At 39.3% G+C, this 21,439-nt stretch carries 13 protein-coding genes; 8 read left to right on the forward strand and 5 right to left on the reverse strand.

Going from position 1 to position 21,439, the window contains the following annotated elements; all coding sequences use genetic code 11:
• Positions 1-21 precede the first annotated feature (21 nt).
• From fliG to CCY97_RS00585, 7 genes are all read left to right on the forward strand, one after another.
• Positions 22-1,053, forward strand: a complete 1,032-nt coding sequence (gene fliG, locus CCY97_RS00555; RefSeq protein WP_112063545.1) for a flagellar motor switch protein FliG — start codon at positions 22-24, stop codon at positions 1,051-1,053.
• Positions 1,037-1,822 (forward strand): flagellar assembly protein FliH, encoded by a 786-nt coding sequence (gene fliH / locus CCY97_RS00560; protein ID WP_258456764.1) that lies wholly within the window; start codon positions 1,037-1,039, stop codon positions 1,820-1,822. Before fliG ends, fliH begins: the two co-directional genes overlap by 17 nt.
• Before the next feature lie 2 nt (positions 1,823-1,824).
• A complete protein-coding gene (dxs, locus tag CCY97_RS00565; protein WP_258456765.1) occupies positions 1,825-3,741 on the forward strand; it encodes a 1-deoxy-D-xylulose-5-phosphate synthase in 1,917 nt (638 codons plus the stop codon).
• Positions 3,742-3,856: 115 nt separating this feature from the next.
• On the forward strand, positions 3,857-4,231 hold the full coding sequence (locus tag CCY97_RS00570) for a FixH family protein (protein ID WP_112063546.1): 375 nt from the start codon (positions 3,857-3,859) through the stop codon (positions 4,229-4,231).
• 3 nt (positions 4,232-4,234) lie between these two features.
• Positions 4,235-5,575, forward strand: a complete 1,341-nt coding sequence (locus CCY97_RS00575; protein ID WP_112063547.1) for a TolC family protein — start codon at positions 4,235-4,237, stop codon at positions 5,573-5,575.
• Positions 5,572-6,558, forward strand: a complete 987-nt coding sequence (locus tag CCY97_RS00580; RefSeq protein WP_112063548.1) for an HlyD family efflux transporter periplasmic adaptor subunit — start codon at positions 5,572-5,574, stop codon at positions 6,556-6,558. Before CCY97_RS00575 ends, CCY97_RS00580 begins: the two co-directional genes overlap by 4 nt.
• The gene (locus CCY97_RS00585) at positions 6,555-9,683 is read left to right on the forward strand and encodes a CusA/CzcA family heavy metal efflux RND transporter (RefSeq protein ID WP_112063549.1); all 3,129 of its coding nucleotides are present in this window, start codon (positions 6,555-6,557) and stop codon (positions 9,681-9,683) included. The genes CCY97_RS00580 and CCY97_RS00585 overlap by 4 nt, the downstream gene beginning before the upstream one ends.
• A 133-nt stretch (positions 9,684-9,816) precedes the next feature.
• Here the strand turns inward: CCY97_RS00585 and CCY97_RS00590 are convergent, their stop codons facing one another.
• The 5 genes from CCY97_RS00590 to glnA all read right to left on the reverse strand — a co-directional run bounded on the left by CCY97_RS00590 (position 9,817) and on the right by glnA (position 19,438).
• Entirely contained in the window at positions 9,817-11,355 is a 1,539-nt protein-coding gene (locus CCY97_RS00590; protein WP_112063550.1) for a glutamate synthase subunit beta, read from the reverse strand.
• Between the two features lie 11 nt (positions 11,356-11,366).
• A complete protein-coding gene (locus CCY97_RS00595; protein ID WP_112063551.1) occupies positions 11,367-13,079 on the reverse strand; it encodes a DUF262 domain-containing protein in 1,713 nt (570 codons plus the stop codon).
• A gap of 59 nt (positions 13,080-13,138) precedes the next feature.
• Positions 13,139-17,659 (reverse strand): glutamate synthase large subunit, encoded by a 4,521-nt coding sequence (gltB, locus tag CCY97_RS00600; RefSeq protein WP_112063552.1) that lies wholly within the window; start codon positions 17,657-17,659, stop codon positions 13,139-13,141.
• Between the two features lie 167 nt (positions 17,660-17,826).
• Positions 17,827-17,958, reverse strand: coding sequence for a hypothetical protein (locus CCY97_RS08420; protein ID WP_258456766.1), 132 nt, complete (start codon positions 17,956-17,958; stop codon positions 17,827-17,829).
• A gap of 46 nt (positions 17,959-18,004) precedes the next feature.
• Complete coding sequence (gene glnA / locus CCY97_RS00605; protein ID WP_112063553.1) at positions 18,005-19,438, reverse strand: type I glutamate--ammonia ligase; 1,434 nt, start codon at positions 19,436-19,438, stop codon at positions 18,005-18,007.
• 200 nt (positions 19,439-19,638) lie between these two features.
• On the opposite strand from glnA, the gene lepA reads away from it, so the two are divergent.
• Positions 19,639-21,432, forward strand: coding sequence for a translation elongation factor 4 (gene lepA / locus CCY97_RS00610; RefSeq protein ID WP_112063554.1), 1,794 nt, complete (start codon positions 19,639-19,641; stop codon positions 21,430-21,432).
• The last annotated feature ends 7 nt before the right edge of the window (positions 21,433-21,439 follow it).

Consider the following 21,439-nt stretch of genomic DNA (forward strand, 5'->3'; position numbering starts at 1 on the left):
TTCCAAAATAAAGGAAGCATAATGGCAATCAATCTTACACCTCGTCAAAGAGCACAATATGATGAGCTTTCTATGGCAGAAAAGATTGCTATTTTGCTTATACAGCTTGGTGATGACATTACAAGCGAGATTTTCCATCATCTTGATATAGATTCAATCACTGAAATATCTAAGCAAATTGCTCAACTTGGTAACACTGACAAAAGCATAGGTGCGGCGATTTTGGAAGAATTTTGGGTGATTTTGCAATCAAACCAATACATCAATACAGGTGGCTTGGATCATGCTAGAGAGCTACTTGTAAAAGCACTTGGAGCCGACACTGCCAAAGATATTCTTGATAGGCTTGCAAAAACTATGCAATCAACAAAAAATTTTGCTTATCTTGGAAAAGTGCGCCCACAACAACTCGCAGATTTTATTATCAACGAACACCCACAAACAATCGCCCTTATCCTAGCCCATATGGATGCAGAAAGAGCAGCAGAAACTCTAGGATATTTCTCTGATGATCTACGGGCCGAAATAGCAATCAGAATGGCAAATCTTGGTGATATTTCTCCAACTATTGTCAAAAGAGTATCAGCAGTGCTAGAAAACAAATTAGAATCCCTTACCAGCTATAAAGTTGAAGTTGGTGGGACGAGAAGTGTTGCTGAAATGTTTAATCGCTTGGGACAAAAAGCTGCAAAAGCTACGATTGCCCATATAGAGCAAATTGATGAGCAGTTAGCAAATGAGATTAAAGAAATGATGTTTACCTTTGAGGATATTAGCAATCTTGATAACAATGCAATCAGAGAGGTTCTAAAGGTAGTAGACAAAAAGGATCTTACGCTTGCACTTAAATCTGCTGCTGATGATTTAAAGCAGAAATTCATGGCAAATATGAGCCAACGTGCAAGCGAGCAGTTTATAGAGGAGATGCAATTCCTCGGTGCTGTGAGAGTGCGTGATGTAGAAAACGCGCAACGCAAAATTGTAGAAATTGTCCAATCATTATCAGAGCAAGGCCTTATCCAACTAGGCGAACAGGATGATCTTATTGTTTAAGCAAGAAAATATTATCAACAAAAACAGTACACAAACACATAGTGTGAGTAAGTATGAGTTTAAATCAATCACAAATAAAGAGAATGAGAAGCCTCAAGAATCAGTAAGCACCCCAGCACTTGCACCCACCATGCCTCAAGTAATTGAACCAGACTGGCACAAAGAAATAGTACAGCAGCTCCTCAACAAAAGTGATAGTCTCTCAGATTCTCTGGCAAAGCTTGAAATACAATTTGATAAATTACAGACGCAAAGCCAAGAACAAATCACAAGTGCCAAAGACAATGGCTACAAAGATGGTTATAACCAAGCAAAAGAAGACATAAAAAAAGAGTTAGAGCAAGAAATAAATGCACAGAAAAAGACTCTTACAGATTCCATTATCACACTTGAAAACGCACTCAAAGACTCCCAAAAGCATTTACAAAACCTAGAAAAAGAGTTGAGTGCTATTGCTGTAGATATTGCTAAAGAAATCATTGTCAAAGAAATAGAGGAGAATAGCCAAAAGATTGCACTAGCTTTAGCAAAAGAATTACTGCATTCGATTATGGAAGCTACAAACATCAAAGTCAAGGTCAATCCGCAAGACTATCTTTTTCTCAAAGAGAAACTCAAAGATTTGCAAAAAGTAGAAATTATCTCAGACAATGCAATATCACTTGGTGGAGTCGTAGTGATTAGTTCGGAAGGAACTATTGATGCCAATATCATGAATCGCTACAAAAATATGAAGCAATCAATCCTAGAAAATATAAAGGAGTACTAGGTATGGGCTTTGGTATGGATCTCAGATTGATGCAGTTAGATTCTCTGAAGCAGGTACAGCAGAACACGAAAGATTTACTAGATACAAAAGCACCAAGCAAGATGAATAAGGCGGAGCTAGAAGCCCTCGCTTATGGAATCCGCGCAAGAATCTTAGATGTTGTAAGCACAAATGGAGGACATTTAAGCTCGACACTTGGGGCGGTAGAGCTGATTATAGGCATGCATGTGGTATTTGACTGGCAAATAAATCCCTTTATCTTTGATGTCAGCCACCAAGCTTATGCACATAAGCTTTTAACAAATCGTTGGGAGGAGTTTGCGACCCTAAGAAGCTTTGGTGGTTTGAGTGGATTTTGCAATCCTAAGGAATCAAAAAGCGATTATTTTATCGCTGGACACAGCTCAACTTCGATTTCCCTAGCTGTAGGCGCAACAAAAAGCTTTAAACTCCAAAAGCAGGATCGCACACCAATTGTACTCATTGGCGATGGTAGTATGAGTGCAGGACTTGTATATGAAGCGCTTAATGAACTCGGAGCGCGCAAATATCCTGTGATAATCATCCTCAATGACAATGAAATGAGTATTTCTAAACCCATTGGCGCAATCAGCAATTATCTCTCTCAGATTCTCGCTACGCCGACTTACCAAGGTTTGCGCGCGAAAGTCAAAAATATCCTCACTAAAATGCCAGAATCTGCTTCCTATCTTGCAAAGCGCTTTGAAGAATCTATCAAACTCATCACTCCCGGATTATTGTTTGAGGAATTAGGGCTTGATTATATAGGGCCAATTGATGGGCATAATCTTGAACTTATAATCTCAACCTTACAAAAAGCCAAAGAGATGAAAAATCCGGTCATAATCCATGCACAAACTACTAAAGGTAAGGGTTATGAGATAGCTGAAGGGCGCTTTGAAAAATGGCATGGAGTTAGTCCCTTTGATTTGCAAACGGGTAAAACAACAAAATCCTCAACCACTCTTAATCCCACACAAGTCTTTAGTCAAACACTTTTGCAACTTGCCAAAAATAATCCAAAGATTGTAGGTGTCACTGCAGCTATGCCAAGTGGAACGGGTTTAGATTCTCTTATTGCCTATGATTCTGAACGTTTTTGGGACATAGCAATCGCTGAACCACATGCCGTAACCTCAATGGCGGCAATGGCAAAAGAAGGTTTTATTCCTTTTGTAGCAATTTACTCAACATTCTTACAGCGTGCCTTTGATTCCATTGTACATGATGTGAGTATCATGAGTCTGCCTGTACGCTTTGCAATAGATAGAGCCGGTATTGTGGGCGAAGATGGCGAAACACATCAAGGCTTGCTTGATATTGCTTATTTACGGATCATACCAAATATGGTGGTTTTTGCTCCACGTGATAATGCTACTTTGGAATTCGCACTGAAGTTTGCCGCTGGGCACGACACAACTCCTTGCGCGTTTCGCTATCCGCGCGGAAAATTTGTATTGCAAAATGAAGAATTTGGAGCAACAGAATTTAGGTTAGGAAAAGCTGAAGTTCTACAAACAGGCAAAGATGTATTGCTTATAGGCTATGGGAATGGTGTGGGTCGTGCATATGAAACAAGTAAGATTTTGCAATCTCATGGAATCTCTGCTGGCATCTTGGACTTGCGCTTTGTCAAACCCTTAGATGAGCAATGTCTCAAAGAGCAACTTGCTCAATACAGCTATGCCTTTGTATTAAGTGACAGCTACTATTTAGGTGGCGTTGGTAGCGCAATTTTAGAATCCAATGCTTGTAGAGAACTAAACACCAAGATTGTTAGCCTTGAGCTCAAAGATAGCTTTGTTTCTCATGGTAAAAGTGATATGGTAGAAACTTCCATAGGACTGGATTCACAGACTTTAGCCAAACATATCTTAGATTGTCTCTCGCGATATTGACTACACTGGGTCTTATTTACTTTTTAAGCAAAATTATCTATTAGTATTGCCTGCTTTCAAATTTTGATTCTTAAGTGATAAAAAGCTGAAAGTTAGATTTTTGTAAGGAGAAAACATGCATAAGGTTTTAGCATTGGTGTTTGTGGGAGCTTTATTTGTAAGTAATGCTTTTAGTTTTCAAAAAGTGTTACAGACAAATGGATTTGAAGTTGTTTTGGAATCGCAAAAAAATTTCGTTTCTGGGAAAAATGACTTTACCATTCAAGTAAAGAGCAACAATAAAGCACTCAAGGTTGAAAATCTTTCTGTGAGATTTATCATGCCTGAAATGCCTGGTATGCCAAAGATGGTAGAAAAAGCGGAAATAACCCCTCATGATTCTATATATAAAGGTGTCGTGTATTTCCCACATGGTGGCACTTGGCAGATTCGCGTAGGGTTTAGCAGTGATAAAAAAGACTACCAAGCAAAAGGTAGTATAGATTTTTAATCCATGAAATACTTTGTATGTATTCTTGGATTTATTACCTTTTTATACTCTTACGGGATGGCTGATAGTTATCCTTTAGGGGATACAAAAGACAATCTCCAGACCTACCAAAATCCTTTGCCTAGCAGTGTAATCCAAGACTTTAGAGATATCATAGAACAAAATCCAAAAATCAAACAACTCCAATTAGAAATCAATTCTCTTGAAAATCGCAAAAAAGCCCAGAGTAAATGGAATAACCCGAGTTTCAATCTCGCTTACAATAGTGCGAATATACAAAAACCTCTCCTATTAGGCACAAGTGATATGCAAAATATTGCATTTGGTCTCTCACAAAGCATTGATTTGAATTTAAAGTCCCTAGCCCAGAGCAAAGTTACAAACGTAGAAATTGAAATAAAAATTCTAGAGCTAAAAAATCTCAAAAACGAATATATGCTAAACCTCATGGTCTCTATGATTGAATCGCATAAAAACAAGCTTATTTTGGAATCTATCAAGCAATCTTTAGGGAATCTAGAAACAATTTTTACAAGTCTCAAAAAATCAAAAAAATTTAATCCAATCCAAGCCCAGAAGCTCAAAGTCGCAGAAGCACGGCTAAAAATCAAGCAAAATCAGATAGAAAATGCACTAAATAATTCACATATTGCTATAAGTGAAATAGATTTCCACAAGGCACCACAGCAAGACTACAAAACAGACACAAAACATAATTCGCATTTGATAGATACCAAATATGATTTATTCCTTTTCCCATCTAAAGAAGCACAAGATATCATTATGCACAATACACAGAACGATGACTTTATCCCGTCTCTTTTAGCTCAGAATCTAGAGCTACAAATTGCTAGGCATAAAATAGTGCTAGCAGAGCAAAAACTTGTATTTGCTAAAAAATCTACCTTGCCAAATTTTGGTATGAACCTCGTGTATATGTCACGTGCTGATAGAAGTGATTTATTTGGGCTTGGTGTCTCTGTGCCACTGCCAATATATGGCAAGGAACAACGGACAATCGCAGAAGCTAGAGAGCAGAAACTTGCACAAGAATATGGATATCTTAGTGTAGAAAATAAACTTACCCACTCTACAAAAACACTTCTCAAAAAGTTTTTACTTCTTAAAAAAAATCTTAGTGTGATTGAGGAGAATCTATTGCCTGCAAATACTGCGATAATAGACCTTTACAAGCACCACTCTACGAGCCAAGCTGAAGGGTTTATAGAATTCTATAATGCGCTCAACGAAAAAATTGATACACAGATTCTACAAATACAGATTTTAAGTGAAATAGCAATGATTTATTGGAATCTGCAGATACTTAAAGGAGAAATTCTATGAATCTCAAAAAAATCCTATTGATTCTCTCTATCACATTACTCAATGCTCATGCGACTGAAAACAAAATAGGTATATTCCCTAGCGTAGCCGTAAAAAAGGAGCAGATACAAGATTCCAAAAAGTATTACGCACGTTTGAGTGAAAACGAAGGCTCTGTGTATAGTCTTAGCGTACGAGCTGATGGCTATATACAAAAGCTATTTGTAGAAAACAACTTCACAAATGTAAAAAAAGGAGAGAAGCTTTTTTCGTTTTTTTCCCCTGAGATTTTGGATGCACAAAGTGAGCTTTTAGCAGCTTCTAGCCATAGCTACAGACAGCTTGCAAAAGAAAAACTAGAATTTTTAGGTGTAGATAAAAAAGAAATCCAAAAAATGCTTAAGACACGCACTATACTCAATGAAATTACCTACTACGCACCATTTTCTGGAATCGTATTTGCAAAAAACTTCAATGTGGGTAGCGGAGTCAAAAAAGGCAATGAAGTTTTTAGGATTGTCAATCTTGATACTTTATGGGTGGTAGTGAGTATCAACCAAGAGGATTTGGAATTTTTAAAAACCTCACAAAAAGAAGCATTTGTAGAGATTGAAGGTATAAAAAATACCAAATTCCCTATAACACTTGATACCATCTATCCAAATGTGGTTGATAATTTTCTCCAAGCCCGTTTTATCTTGCAAAATAGCTATATTGATTCTCAGCCTACATTTTTCCCAAATGCGTTTGCCTATGTCTCTATACAATCCCCAAAGCGAGAAGCACTCACTCTCCCTAAGCAATCTGTGCTGTATAAAAATGGTAAATATTTTGTGTTTGTCAAAGATAATGGGGAAATCCTGCCTAAGCAAATCCAAGCTACAAGAATCTTAGGCAGCCAAAAATATGAGATACTCCACGGGTTAGATGAGGGCGAAGAAGTAGTTAAAAACGCACTTTTTGTGGTGGATTCTGACGCGCAAAATAATGGAGATTTTGAATGAAAGAACCCACACAAACCCACGCTCACCATTCCCAAAATGCGTTTATAGATTCCATTATTTTATGGAGTGCGGAAAATAAATTTATTATTTTGCTTATAAGCTTTTTACTTGCTTTGGGCTCATTTTTCATACTCCCTAAGCTTCGTCTTGATGCACTCCCAGATTTAAGTCCTCCACAGGTTGTATTACAAATTGATTTTCCAAACCAAGGAGCGAAAATTATCCAAGAGCAAGTAATGTATCCGCTTGTCTCTAGCCTCATGTCGATTGCAAATGTAGAAGTCGTGCGTGGGATCGCCGGCTATGAAAATGCTCTTGTTTATGTTATTTTCAAAGATAAGACAGACTTATATTGGGGCAGAAGCAGAATCTTAGAGCAACTAAACCAAGTTCAAAATCTCCCTCCTCAAGCAAAAATCTCTTTAGGTAGTGATTCTACAAGTGTTGGTTGGGCTTACCAATATGCCCTATTGAGTGATAACAAAGATTTAAGCCAACTCAAAGATTTGCAAGACTTCTATTACCAATATGCTTTTTTAAGCATTGATGGTGTGAGCGAAGTAGCGAGCATTGGTGGATTCTCGCAAAATTATGAAATCACACTTGATAATGAAAAACTACTGCTTTATGACCTCAGTCTTAAAGAAGTGCTAGATTCCATACAAAAAACTAATAACGATAGTGGTGGTGGCGTACTTATAGAAAGTGGCTTTGAAAAAATCATACAAGCAAAAGGTTATATACAAAATACACAGGATTTAGAAAATGTCATTATCAAGCTTGTAAATGGCATACCATTGAAGCTTAAGGATATAGGCGAAGTAAGGATTGTGCCTAAACCTCGAAGGGGTATAGCTGATTTAGATGGCAAGGGTGAGGTAGTCGGGGGGATTGTGATAGTCAAATATGGCGGGAACACATACCAAACCTTACAAAAAATCAAAGAAAAGGTAAATGAGCTTAACGCCGCAAATGATGGGGTGAGTATCACTCCTGTTTATGATAGAAGCAAACTTATTGAAGATTCTCTATTTTCACTTCTGCATACATTGTTTGAAGAATCTCTTATTGTGCTCATTATCACGGCCATTTTCTTATTGCATTTTAGAAGTGCCCTTGTAGTAATTATAACCCTCGTGCTTTGTGTGCTTTATACGGCATTGCTTATGTGGTGGTTTGGAATAGAATCAACCATTATGAGCTTAGGTGGCATAGCCATTGCCATTGGTGCGATGGTCGATGCAGCTATAGTGATGATTGAAAATGTGCATAAGAATCTCAATCATTCTACACAGCCAATGCGTGAAAAAATCATCATCCAAAGCACCCAGCAAGTCGGCTCGCCTATATTTTTTGCACTCATTATCGTTGTGGTTTCATTCCTACCGATTTTCGCACTCAATGGACAAGAAGAGAAGCTCTTTGCCCCACTGGCTTTTACCAAAACCTTTGCGATGCTCTCTGGTGCGATTCTTTCTATAACAATCGTGCCTATTTTGATGCTGTTTTTCCTCAAAGGCAAGATAATCGCTGAGACAAAGAATCCAATCAATATGTTTTTTATAAGAATCTACCGCTTTGCTTTGGTCTATACATTGAAGTTTAAGTGGATTTTTTTGGCTTCTTGCGGGGCTTTGTTTGTGTTCTCACTTGGGATGTATAAAAAGCTCAATTGGGAATTTATGCCCCAAATTAATGAAGGCATAATGATGTATATGCCTGTTACAAACATCTCGCCAAGCATTGATATGGCTGCTACTTATCTCAAAGAGGTAGATTCTATCCTTGCAAGCTTCCCTGAAGTAGAAAATGTCTTTGGCAAAGCCGGTAGAGCTAATACAAGTAGCGACCCTGCACCTTTAGCAATGCTAGAAGTTTATATCCACCTCAAACCCAAAGAACAATGGCAAGAAAAGCTTACTTACGCACAATTACGTGAAAAGTTTGAAAGTGCCCTGCAAATACAAGGTCTTACAAATTCTTGGACCTACCCCATCCGCGGACGCACCGATATGCTTTTAAGCGGAATCCGCACGCCTCTAGGTATCAAGCTCTATGGTAATGATACAGAGCTCTTACAAGAGATTTCCTTGCAGATAGAATCCCGCCTGAAGAAGCTAGAGCAAAGCCTCTCAGTTTTTGCTGAACGCGTAAATAGCGGATATTATGTAGAGATAAAAATTGATGATGAAAAATTAGCGCGTTATGGCGTGCAAAAAGATTCTATTTTTACCCTGCTTAATACTGCTATCGGCGGAATGGAGCTAACAAGAAAGATTGAAGGCAGACAAAACTACCCCATATCAATGCGGTTATTAGATACACAACGCAATGATATACAATCACTCAAAGAGATTTATATCAAAACAGCTCTGGGATTCCGCCCTTTAGATGAGTTAGCAGACATTACATACGCTAGCGAGCCCAGTATGCTTAAAGTAGAAAATGGCTTAAATGTGAATTACATCTACATCACGCCACGTGTCAGTGCAAAGAGCTACAAAGAAGCGGCTAAAGAAGCACTAAAGGATTTGGAATTGCCAAACGGATATTTTTATGAATTTAGCGGAGAGAGTGAATATATAGAAAAGGCTTTAGATTCTTTGCAATACATCATTCCGTTTAGTCTTTTTATGATTTTTGTGCTGATATTTTTTGCGCTTAAAAATCTTTCTTATGCTTTGTTGTGCTTTTGTGCCTTGCCTTTTGCGATAATGGGTGCATTTTTGGCCATTGATTTGCTAGGGTTTAACCTCAGTATTGCTGGAGTGGTGGGAGTTTTAGCATTACTTGGTGTAGCCACTGAGACAAGTATTGTAATGCTTTTGTATCTGCAACACGCTTACCAAGATATGCAATTACACACTCCAAACCCGGTAGAGAAGGATTTGCAAGAGTGCGTCTTGCAAGGGGCTGCATTGCGTGTGCGTCCAAAGCTTATGAGTGTATTTTGCATTATCGCTTCACTTTTGCCAATAATGTTTTCAGAAAACGTAGGCAGTGAGATTACAAAGGCAATCGCCGCACCAATGCTTGGAGGTATGATAACTAGCACTATCTTAACGCTTTTTATAATCCCTATTTGCTTTTACTTATTACACAAAAGAGATTTAAAAAGCCTATAGTATTTATCTGTGCAAGCGCTCTTCTGATTCACCAAAAAATCACATCTCAGGATAGAGCCAAAAGACCACAAAAACTCCATTTGAGCGTATCCTGCGCATTAAATGCCATTAGCGTATTGCGTGCTTCTTACCACTATTTGACACAACATGACAATTTCTCAGTTAAGTTCTTATCCACAATTTTTGCACATTCACAGCCATCTTTTATCGCCCATACTACAAGGCTTTGTCCCATTTTCGCATCACCACACGCATAGATCTTTTTATGGCTTGTGAGATAATTGTTTGTTTTTATATTGGTTTTGGAATCCAGTTCTACCCCAAAGGTTTTACTCAAACCATCCTCTGCCCCACTAAACCCCATAGCCAATAAAACCAAGTCAGCCTTATAATGCTTTAAAGAATCCGGTTTTTCTCTGCTTACTCTCTTGTCTTCTAAGCTCCATTCTAGTTGTACCGCTTCTACTCCGCATACTTGGCCATTTTTAGCAACAAATCTCTTAGTAAGCGTCTGGTACTCTCTTATATCTTTGCCAAAATGCTCTATGGCTTCTTTGAGACCATAGTCTGTGCTGAATGTATCCTTTTTCAAAGGCCAAGGATTAGAATCTAAGCGGGTTTCTGCCTTTTTAGGACTTCTTTCAAAACGTGTGATTGATTTGGCTCCTTGCCTTAAAGCCACAGCGACACAATCCACACTTGTATCCCCACTCCCGATGATCAGTACATCTCTATTTTTTGCAAGATCTCCACCTTTTTGGGAATCCAGCAAGCTCTTGGTATTAAGCGTAAGAAAATCCATAGCAAACATGACGCCCTTGCTCTCTCTACCCTCAATACACAAGTCGATAGGCTTACTTGCGCCTGTTGCCAATACTACTGCGTCAAATTCTTTGAGAATATCTTTTGCGATTTTTTGGGAATTTATGTTGTGGTTTGTTTTGAACTCAATCCCACTTTGGCGCATAATCTCAAGGCGGCGAGTGACAAAGCTTTTATCAAGCTTCATATCTGGGATTCCATACATTAATAGCCCACCTGCTCTGTCGCTTCGCTCATACACTATGACACTATGCCCCTTAGCATTAAGTTCCCACGCACACGCAAGCCCTGCAGGTCCGCTACCGATGATTGCTACCTTTTTACCACTGCGCTTTTTGGGGATATATGGCTTCACAAGTCCAGCAGAGAAGGCATTTTCGATGATTGCAAGCTCGTTGTTTTTTATCGTTACAGATTCTCCATTGATAGCACAGACACAAGAATCCTCGCATGGTGCTGGACAGACCTTACCTGTAAAGTCTGGAAAAGGATTTGTAAGACTTAACCTATCATAGGCCTCACTCCATAACCCGTGATAGATAAGGTCATTCCACTCTGGGATAAGATTACGCAGAGGGCAGCCCACATCTCCACCACTTATAGGCTTTGCATTATCCTCTGCACAAGCTATCACACCCATATCCATAGAATCCATACTCTGCTGTGCTTTAGCGATAATGCCGGTATGACAAAATGCCACACCACAATCCATACACCGCCCACCTTGAATCTCTTGCTCTTGTTTACTTGGCAGAAAATAAAACTCCTTATAGTGCTTGAGTCTTTCTTTTGGTGCTAGCGCATTTCCTTCTTTTCTCTCATAGTCTAAAAATCCTCGCGGGTTACCCATTCTTGCCTCCTTTAGTGTTGTTGGTTAAAAATAGTTATATCCCATATTTCTATAAAATCTTTTATAAATTGTTTTGTTCGCTTTTTGATCTTATTTTCATCCCATTCTTTTTTATTCAATAATTCCTTTGTGATTAGCAAATCAGCATTTTTGCTAATTCCATTGAGCTTGCTTTGCCAATCAAGATTCTGCAAAGCGGAATTAAGCTGGCCTTTTACTAAAGTCATATTGCCAATTTGATAAATTAACCCTTCTGCTTTTTCATCATCTACTCCTATATTTTTCCAATGTTCGTCCCAATCCGATGGCATGAGATGCTCTAGCGTATAGACATATTGAAGTTCTATTATGTCTTTATACTCTTTCTCTTTGTGCCGTCTATAAAGCTCTATCCAAAACAATATAAGTCTTGCAGAGTGATTGTTTATATCGTATAACCATTCTTTTACATAATCGATTTGCAAACAAGATAAATATGCTTTGCTTTTTTTAATTTCATTTTTTAAGAATTCTTGCAAACCACCATTTTCTTTTTGAGATTCTTTAATTATTCTTGCAAAAAATTTATTGTAGTTTTTCTTGTGAGAATTACATAAAATCAAAATTTCAAGCATATATAAGCATTGCCTATAGGTCTGCTCATCTTTTTGCAATGTATCCTTTAAATAAATCACGAGCGGTAAAACACTATGTATCTCGAAAGTATCAACAATATGAAAAAATCTTTTTTCGTATTCGTCAAATATAAACATTGTATCTTTGTCTATTTTTGGAAAGTTAAAATATATATTTGCTAATTTTTGAATACATGATAGTAAATTTTCTAATTCTTTTTTTGTTTCTTTTTTGTCTATTGTTCTTATATAATCTTTATATAATGAACTCAATTTTTCCAATGAATGTTTGTCTGGATCAAATAGTCCTTTTATGATTGCAAAAGCATGTAGAAATATTTCACTTCTTACGCGTTTTATTCTGCCAGTAGGTATTTCTGCGTTCCAAAACTCTCGATTTTCTTTGCTTTCAAAAGTAGATTCCCAATACTTTTCATACCAATTGGTTGCTTGCTCTTGGTCAGTTTCTTTTATCGCCTTATCAAACAAGGCATTTTTTATGATGTCTGTCGCAGTTAGCTTTTCACCAGTAGAATTTATAGAATCGAAAATCTTTTGTTCGTCCTCATTGGCGTTTAGGCACACTACTACCCAAAGTTTACTATCTATTATATATTGCATAAAACTGAATGTTTTATTATTGTCAAACGATTCAACTCGTGATTTAAAATAATTAAAGCAGCCAAAAATGCCTTCATCTTCTTTAGGATCAATAGCAGATGAATCTTGAAGGATTTTTATGTATTTTTCTCTATCAAATTTAGAGTGGTAAATTTTTGGTTCATTGTCTGTGTATGTCTCAAATAGATAATCTTTAAAATAGTTTTGGTTACTTGGCTCTAGACTATTGTATAAAACTTTTATTAAAATAGAAAAGGTTGTCAATCTCTGCTGTCCATCTATCACCATAGAAAAATTATCCTGCCCTTGCTGGCGCTTGATAATAACAGAACCTAAAAAATGCTCTTTTTTGCTTTCAAAACTCTCTTTCAAATCATTGAAAAACTGCTCCCAATGTTCCTTTTTCCAAACATATGCTCTTTGAAAAAAGGGGATAGTGAGTCTTTTTTCATCTCTAACAAACTTAAATCCATTTTCTCTTGCTTCCATACTTTAGACTCCCTATACTATAAAATTTTAATTGCCTATTTTTCATAGGATCTTGGATTCTACTTACTCCCCTTTGTTATCACCTCAAATGCCGCGAGTTCTGGATCAGATTCATTTTTACAAGATTCCAGCGCTTTGAGAGCGCGTTCATAGTCGCGTGGCATGACCTTGAAAAAGTCGTTTTTATTGAAGCGCTCTAACACTTCCTTGCCCTTTTGAGAATCTGTATAGGCTATGTGAGTTTGTAGCCATTGCTTTATTTCATGCTCATCATCTTTGGTGATCTCTCGTGTATCCACAAGCTCTTTATTGACACGTGGGATATTATGTGCGCCTAAAACATATGCATAGCCTCCACTCATACCAGCAGCGAAGTTCTCACCCACATCGCCAAGTACTAGCACGCGCCCACCTGTCATATATTCGCACCCATGCACGCCTACTCCTAATACCACTGCATTCACACCGGAATTTCTCACGCAAAATCTCTCACCCGCGATTCCATCAAGATAGACTTCCCCGGCACTTGCTCCATACAAGCAGGCATTACCAACGATGATGTTTTCCTCCGCGCTAAAAGTAGAATCTTTTGAAATCCTAGCGATGATTTTGCCCCCACTCAAGCCCTTACCTAGATAGTCATTACTATCGCCTATGATTTCTAAGGTGATTCCGTGATTTAAGAATGCACCAAAGCTATTGCCGGCATTACCAATGGCAGTGATGGTTATAGCATCCTCTTTGAGACCTTGTGCGCCATGTATCTTTGTAATTTCGCTTGAGAGTATCGTAGCAAATGTCCGCGAGAGATTGCTTACTTCCAAAGATAGCTTGATTTTCCTACCTTTTTTGATTGCATTTTGACAAAGAGGAAGCAAGATTCTGTAATCAATAGTTTTTTCTAGTTTATTGTCTTTAAATCCTTGAAAATGCACAGCTGTTTTGTTATAGGTGCTTAAGTCTTTTATCATTCTATCAAGATTGATTGTTCCAGGCTTGCCACTAAGTACTTTCTTTTTGAGCTTATCAACACGCCCTACCATCTCGTCGATGGTTCGAAATCCTAGCTTTGCCATATATTCTCGCAACTCTTGTGCAACAAAGCGCATGAAATTCATTACATATTCTGGTTTGCCTTTGAATCGTTCACGTAGCTGTCTGTCTTGAGTAGCTATTCCAAATGGGCAAGTATTCAGATGGCATACACGCATCATTGTGCAGCCTATCACGATAAGTGGAGCAGTAGAAAATCCAAACTCCTCAGCGCCCAACAATGTAGCCACGGCCAAATCGCGCCCGTTTAAAAGCTTGCCATCAGTCTCTAGACGCACTCTATCGCGTAAATTGTTTAAGATAAGCGTTTGGTGGGTTTCGCTTAGACCCAATTCCCAGGGCAAACCGGCATTTGCAATACTAGTGCGAGGGCTTGCTCCAGTGCCACCATCATATCCAGAGACAAGGATAATATTTGCACCAGCCTTTGCTACACCTGCTGCCACAGTTCCTATGCCTGATTCTGCTACGAGCTTCACAGAGATATTTGCGTTTGTATTTGCATTTTTGAGATCATAAATAAGCTGTGCTAAGTCCTCGATAGAATAGATATCATGGTGGGGTGGAGGCGAGATAAGTGTAACTCCGGGAGTAGAATGACGAGCCTTAGCAACCCAAGGATAGACTTTAAAACCCGGTAGTTGTCCACCTTCGCCGGGCTTTGCCCCTTGTGCTACTTTGATTTGTATCTCTTTTGCATTCACCAAATATTCTATATCTACACCAAAGCGCCCACTTGCTACTTGCTTGATAGCACTTGATTTATTATCACCATTTGGGAGAATCTTATAGCGCTCAGCATTTTCTCCACCCTCACCGCTATTGCTCTTTGCTTTGAGTTTATTCATAGCTATAGCTAAGCATTCGTGAGCCTCTTGTGAGATTGATCCATAGCTCATAGCACCTGTCTTAAAACGTTGCACAATGCTCTCTACACTCTCGACTTCATCAATGCTAATAGCCTCGCTGAAGTCAAACTCCAGACAATCGCGCAAACTCACAAGCTTAGAATCCACCAATGCGCTATATTCTTTAAAAAGCCCATAATCTCCTCTCTTGCAAGACTCTTGGAGTTTAAAAATCACCATAGGATCGAGCAAATGCTCCTCGCCTCCAGCGCGCCAAGCATGCAAACCTTTAGAATCTAGCGCATTACTTTTAGATTCAAAAGCACTCTTATGTACACACAAATAATCACTTGCTATTTCATCAAGCCCAATACCCTCGATTTTACTTGGTGTGGAAGTGAAGTATTTATCAATCACACTTGATTTTATACCGACACATTCAAAAATCTGCGCGCCGTTGTAGCTTTGCATAGTCGAGATTCCCATTTTTGAAGCAATTTTGACTATCCCGCTTGTAGCGGCATGGATATAGTTTGTCACGGCTTTTTCATAAGGGAGTTGGAGATTGTTTTTGCTAATGAGCACTTGCAAGCTTTCATACACAAGATAAGGATTTATCGCTGTAGCACCATAGCCTAGCAAGCAAGCTAAATGATGAATCTCACGTGGCTCTGCGGATTCTATAACAAGGCTTGCGTGTGTGCGGCGATTTTTACGCACAAGAAAATTATGCAAGCCAGAGACGGCAAGGAGCGATGGTATCGCACTTGTATGCTTATTCACACCCCTATCGCTGAGAATCAATATAGATGCGCCTTTTTGTATTGATTCTAATGCAATGTGGAAAAGCGATTCTAAGGCTGATTCTAAATCTTGCTTATCGTGCTTAAAAGTAAGACTTAAACGGGCTACTTGAAGATTTGAGAGATTTTCTATCTTGTAGAGATCCTCATTGCTAATGATTGGCGAAACAAGCTTCATTCGTCTTGCATTCTGCTCGCTTGGCTTAAGGAGATTGCCCTCGCGCCCTAAGTAGATTCTTTGGCTCGTTACAATCTCTTCGCGTATAGCATCAAGCGGAGGATTAGTCACTTGCGCAAAGAGCTGCTTGAAGTAGCTGAAGAGATTTTGCGGCGAGTTATCCAGCACAGCTAAAGGTGTGTCTATTCCCATAGCAGCTAAAGATTCCTTGCCATTTTGCGCCATTGGCAAGATACTGCCTCGTAGCTCATCATAGCTCCAGCCAAAAGCCTTTTGTAGCAATAGCACTTCGCTAGATTCCATAAATTTCTCTTGAAAGCCGTGCGAATCAAGCTTTTCTATTTTAATAAGACTTTCAAGCCATTTTTTATAAGGCTTCGCATTAGCATACTGCTCTTTTAATTCGCTATCACTTACCAATCGCCCACGCGCAGTATCTACAAGCAAGATTTTGCCTGGCTCTAGACGCTTTTTGGCCACAATGTTATGCTCATCAATTTTAAGCGCGCCTGTTTCGCTTGCAAGGATAAGAAAATTGTCTTTTGTCAGATAATAACGACTAGGTCTAAAACCATTCCTATCAAGGCTTGCACCCATTATCACGCCATCTGTAAAGATAATCGACGCTGGCCCATCCCAAGGCTCCATAAGCATAGAGTGGTATTCATAGAATGCACGCTTTTTGGAATCCATATTGTGATTTTTACTCCAGGGTTCTGGGATCATCATCATAAAGGCCTCTTCAAGGCTACGACCATTCAAACTCAAAAACTCCAATGTATTATCAAACATTGCAGAATCGCTACTTGGCTTAGCGATGATAGGAAACACCTGACTTAAGTCCTCAAAATACTCACTCTCGCATAATCCCTCACGCGCAGTTATACCATCTACATTGCCCTTAATCGTGTTTATCTCACCATTATGCACCATATAGCGATTTGGATGGGCGCGCTCCCAAGAAGGAAAGGTATTTGTAGAAAAGCGAGAATGCACTAATGCAATGGCACTTTTGAGATTCACATCTTTGAAGTCTAAATAGAAGTCGCTTAACTGCGTGGAGAGAAGCATGCCTTTATAGACTATCGTGCGCGAAGAAAATGAGCAGATATAAAACTTCGGAACATCAATTGCGCGCTTTTCCATAATCCTACGTGCAAGATAAAGCTTGCGTTCAAAATCTATGCCACGCTCTATATTTGCAGGCCGCTTGACAAAAGCTTGCAGAAAATAAGGCATCGCATTACGAGCGGTAGATCCTATATCACTAGGATTTATTGGCACTGCACGGAATCCTAAAAACTCTAGATTCTGCTCTTGCAACACTTCTAAGATAATGGCTTTGCCTTGGTTTTTTGCTTGAGTATTAGGAGAGAGAAACACTTGCGCTATCGCATAATCACCCTCATTGCCTATATCAAAGCCTAAATCTTGGGTCTTAAAAAATTCATGAGGTATCTGGATAAGTATCCCCGCACCATCGCCTGTATTATCCTCTGCCCCCGTACCACCTCTATGCTCAAGCTGCATAAGTATACTAAGCGCATCTGCAATCACCTTATAAGAACGTTCGCCCTTGATATTTACCACTGCGCCAATCCCACAAGCATCATGCTCAAACCTACTCTCATAGAGCCCAATATGCTGAGAATCTAGTGGGTTAGATTCTATATTTTGTATGTGGTTGTGTGTTTGCATGGATTTCCTTTCTCTAATTTAGGTTCTATTTCTGTTGATTACAACAAACAAAGTACTTGGATGATTTGCAGCAAAAGCACATTTTGAAGCTTTTTGATTTAAAGCATGCTAACCTGCATCGATTGCCCTATGCGAGGAGTTTATATTGATACTAATCGTTTTAGGTTTTAGTCTTTTGGTCGGTAAGGTTTGCTTGGATGTGTTTGCGCCAACTTGCTCAAAGCAAAGATTCTCAAAAATTGATGTAAAGACAATCTGCGCATATTGGTTTTGCTTGTATCAAAGTCTATCTCAAACATACTCCTCTTTTTATTACGAATAAATACAAATGCTGCTTTGTAAATCCTAGCAGCTATAAGTTGTGATAAATTCAAATGGATGTGGTCTGCCCTCCCAAGGCCAGATTTCAGTTTCGAACTTGTATTGCTTATAGGTTTGGATAAATTCCTCGCTAAATACCCCGCCTTCTTTTAAATACGCCTTATCCACAAGCATTTCCTCCACGGCGTGGCGAAGTGTATGTGGAAGCTGCTTGATACCTTTTTCGCGGATTTCATCTAATGTAAGCTCGAAAAGATTGACTTCCATTGGCTTGCCCGGGTCTATTTTATTGCGGATCCCATCAAGTCCTGCCATAAGCATTGAAGCAAAAGCTAGGTAAGGGTTGCTTGAGCTATCTGGGAATCTAAATTCCATTCTCTTAGCTTTCTCTCCACTATTGTATGGAATCCTAATGCTAGCAGAGCGGTTTTGCGCGGAATATGTAAGAATGCTAGGCGCTTCGAAGCCCGGGATTAGTCGCTTGTAAGAATTTGTACTAGGATTTGTAAAAGCTGCTAGAGCTCTTGCGTGCTTTAAAACTCCGCCAAGATAATGCAACGCCATTTGGCTCAACCCCTCATACGCATCTCCAGCAAACAGATTCTTGCCATCTTTCCAAATACTTGTATGCACATGCATTCCACTGCCATTATCACTATATAGAGGCTTTGGCATAAATGTCGCACTCTTGCCATTGAGGTGGGCTACCATTTTGACGACATACTTTAGCTTCTGGACATTATCAGCAGCTTCTAACATATCCCCAAACTTCACACCAATCTCACCCTGCCCTTGTGCCACCTCGTGATGCACGACAAAGGTTTCCAGCCCCACTTGGTTTAGTACCTTTACCATTTCAGCACGCAAATCCATCATAGAATCCACCGGTGGAACAGGGAAATAACCACCTTTTGTGCCGGGACGATGCCCGATATTCACACCTTCAAATTCTCTATCGCGATTCCACTCGCCTTCTTCAGTATCAATCTCATAATATTGGCAATTTACAGAATCCTTGACTTTAATGGAATCAAATACGAAAAATTCATTCTCCGGACCGAAATACGCGACATCGCCAATGCCACTCTCTTGCAAATACTTCATCGCTCTTTTTATGATACTTCGAGGGCACTTCTCATAAGGCTCATTTTTATAAATATCCCACACATCACAAAATACCACAGCCGTAGTATCTGCCGTAAATGGATCGATAAAATAGCGCACAGGGTCAGGGATTAACACCATATCAGATTTATTCACAGGCTGCCACGCAGGGATAGAGCTACCATCAAAAGGAATCCCATCAAAGCTGCTTTCATTAATCGAACTTGCAGAAAATGCTAAGTGATGCCATACACCCTTAATGTCAGTAAAGCGAAAGTCGATAAACTCCACTTGATTTGTTTTACAAAATTCAAAAAACTGTTCTACTGCTTTTTGCTTCTCTTCTTTTTGCATACCATACACTCCTACAAATTTTAGGTTAAAACCAACGTCTTGCTCGTCGGTTGCATGAATTATAACCAGTGAATGCATAAAAACTCTTTAAGCCAAAAAATTACCCAGCCTGCTTTTTATGAATGCTTTGCTAAAATGCTCCCCTTTAAACAAAAAATCACTCAAAACCAAACTCCCTGATAGAACACACAAGGCAAGCCATGCAAGAGCTTATCAGAAACTTCTCTATAATCGCACATATCGACCACGGAAAATCCACCCTTGCAGATAGACTTATCCAAGAGTGTGGCGCAGTCAGTCAGCGCGAGATGACAAGTCAAATAATGGATACCATGGATATAGAAAAAGAGCGTGGTATCACCATAAAAGCCCAATCTGTGCGCTTAGAATATTCATATGAGGGCAAAACCTATATTCTTAATCTTATCGATACACCCGGACACGTGGATTTTAGCTACGAAGTCTCGCGCTCTCTTAGCTCATGTGAGGGTGCGCTACTTGTCGTGGATGCCTCACAAGGTGTAGAAGCACAGACGATTGCAAATGTATATATCGCACTTGAAAATAATCTTGAGATTCTCCCTGTGATAAACAAAATCGACTTGCCAGCCGCAGAGAGTGAGCGCGTCAAAAATGAGATAGAATCTAGCATCGGGCTTGATTGCTCAAACGCGCTAGAGGTAAGCGCAAAAAGTGGGATTGGCATTAACGCACTTTTGGAATCTATCGTGGAAAAAATCCCCGCACCAAATGGCAATCCAAATGCGCCAGCAAAAGCACTCATCTATGATTCGTGGTTTGATAACTATCTAGGTGCGCTAGCGCTTGTGCGTTTAAAGGATGGTGTGTTAAAAGTCGGAAAAAACGCGCTTATTATGAGTAGTGGTAAAAAATATGAGATACTAGGGCTTTACTATCCTCACCCTGTGCAGAAAATCCCTACAAAAAGTATCGAATGTGGCGAAATAGGCATCGTGTGCCTTGGGCTAAAAAACCTTGATGAACTAGCTGTAGGCGATACGCTTACAAATGCCGAGAATCCAACACTTGAAGCAATTGAGGGTTTTAAACCGGCTAAACCTTTTGTCTTTGCAGGGCTTTATCCGATTGAGACAGATAAATTTGAAGAACTCCGCGAAGCACTAAAAAAGCTAAAATTAAATGATTCTGCACTGAGTTTTGAGCCTGAAACTTCCGTAGCACTTGGCTTTGGGTTTCGCGTAGGATTTTTAGGACTCTTACATATGGAAGTGGTAAAAGAGCGCTTAGAGCGAGAGTTTGGACTAAATCTCATAGCCACTGCCCCAACGGTCATTTATGAAGTATATACTACAGATGGTAGCTTACAGCTTGTACAAAACCCAAGCCAGCTCCCAGAAGTGCAAAAAATAGAAAAAATCAAAGAACCCTATGTGCGTGCCAGCATTATCACACCTAGCGAGTTTTTAGGCAATATCATCACGCTTTTAAACAACAAACGAGGTATGCAAGAAAAAATGGAATATCTTAATCCACAGCGCGTAAGCTTGCAATACGCAATCCCTAGCAATGAGATTGTTATGGATTTTTATGACAAACTAAAATCTTGCACCAAAGGTTATGCGAGTTTTGATTACGAGCCAATAGAATACAGAGAGGGAGACTTAATCAAACTAGATATTCGCGTAGCAGGTGAGATAGTCGATGCGCTCTCCACGATAGTAGAATCTTCCAAAGCCTATGAAAAAGGACGCGCACTTGTCGAGGCTATGAAAGAGCTTATCCCGCGCCAGCTTTTTGAAGTGGCGATTCAAGCAAGCGTGGGGAATAAAGTCATTGCGCGCGAAACCGTGAAATCTATGGGAAAAAATGTAACGGCAAAATGCTATGGTGGAGACATCACGCGCAAACGCAAATTACTAGAAAAACAAAAAGAGGGCAAAAAGCGTATGAAAGCTATAGGCAAAGTAGAATTACCACAAGAAGCGTTCCTTGCGGTGTTAAAAATCGACTAATTTTTAA

It is taken from the genome of Helicobacter sp. 10-6591 (assembly GCF_003288805.1).
Lineage (GTDB): Bacteria > Campylobacterota > Campylobacteria > Campylobacterales > Helicobacteraceae > Helicobacter_F.

What these genes read in the sequence shown, in the direction of transcription:
- CCY97_RS00595 (WP_112063551.1), bottom strand. Translation starts at nt 13,079, where the DNA reads ATGGAAGCAAGAGAAAATGGATTTAAGTTTGTTAGAGATGAAAAAAGA.
- fliH (WP_258456764.1), top strand. Translation starts at nt 1,037, where the DNA reads ATGATCTTATTGTTTAAGCAAGAAAATATTATCAACAAAAACAGTACA.
- fliG (WP_112063545.1), top strand. Translation starts at nt 22, where the DNA reads ATGGCAATCAATCTTACACCTCGTCAAAGAGCACAATATGATGAGCTT.
- CCY97_RS08420 (WP_258456766.1), bottom strand. Translation starts at nt 17,958, where the DNA reads ATGTTTGAGATAGACTTTGATACAAGCAAAACCAATATGCGCAGATTG.
- CCY97_RS00580 (WP_112063548.1), top strand. Translation starts at nt 5,572, where the DNA reads ATGAATCTCAAAAAAATCCTATTGATTCTCTCTATCACATTACTCAAT.
- glnA (WP_112063553.1), bottom strand. Translation starts at nt 19,438, where the DNA reads ATGCAAAAAGAAGAGAAGCAAAAAGCAGTAGAACAGTTTTTTGAATTT.
- gltB (WP_112063552.1), bottom strand. Translation starts at nt 17,659, where the DNA reads ATGCAAACACACAACCACATACAAAATATAGAATCTAACCCACTAGAT.
- CCY97_RS00570 (WP_112063546.1), top strand. Translation starts at nt 3,857, where the DNA reads ATGCATAAGGTTTTAGCATTGGTGTTTGTGGGAGCTTTATTTGTAAGT.
- CCY97_RS00575 (WP_112063547.1), top strand. Translation starts at nt 4,235, where the DNA reads ATGAAATACTTTGTATGTATTCTTGGATTTATTACCTTTTTATACTCT.
- CCY97_RS00590 (WP_112063550.1), bottom strand. Translation starts at nt 11,355, where the DNA reads ATGGGTAACCCGCGAGGATTTTTAGACTATGAGAGAAAAGAAGGAAAT.
- lepA (WP_112063554.1), top strand. Translation starts at nt 19,639, where the DNA reads ATGCAAGAGCTTATCAGAAACTTCTCTATAATCGCACATATCGACCAC.
- dxs (WP_258456765.1), top strand. Translation starts at nt 1,825, where the DNA reads ATGGGCTTTGGTATGGATCTCAGATTGATGCAGTTAGATTCTCTGAAG.
- CCY97_RS00585 (WP_112063549.1), top strand. Translation starts at nt 6,555, where the DNA reads ATGAAAGAACCCACACAAACCCACGCTCACCATTCCCAAAATGCGTTT.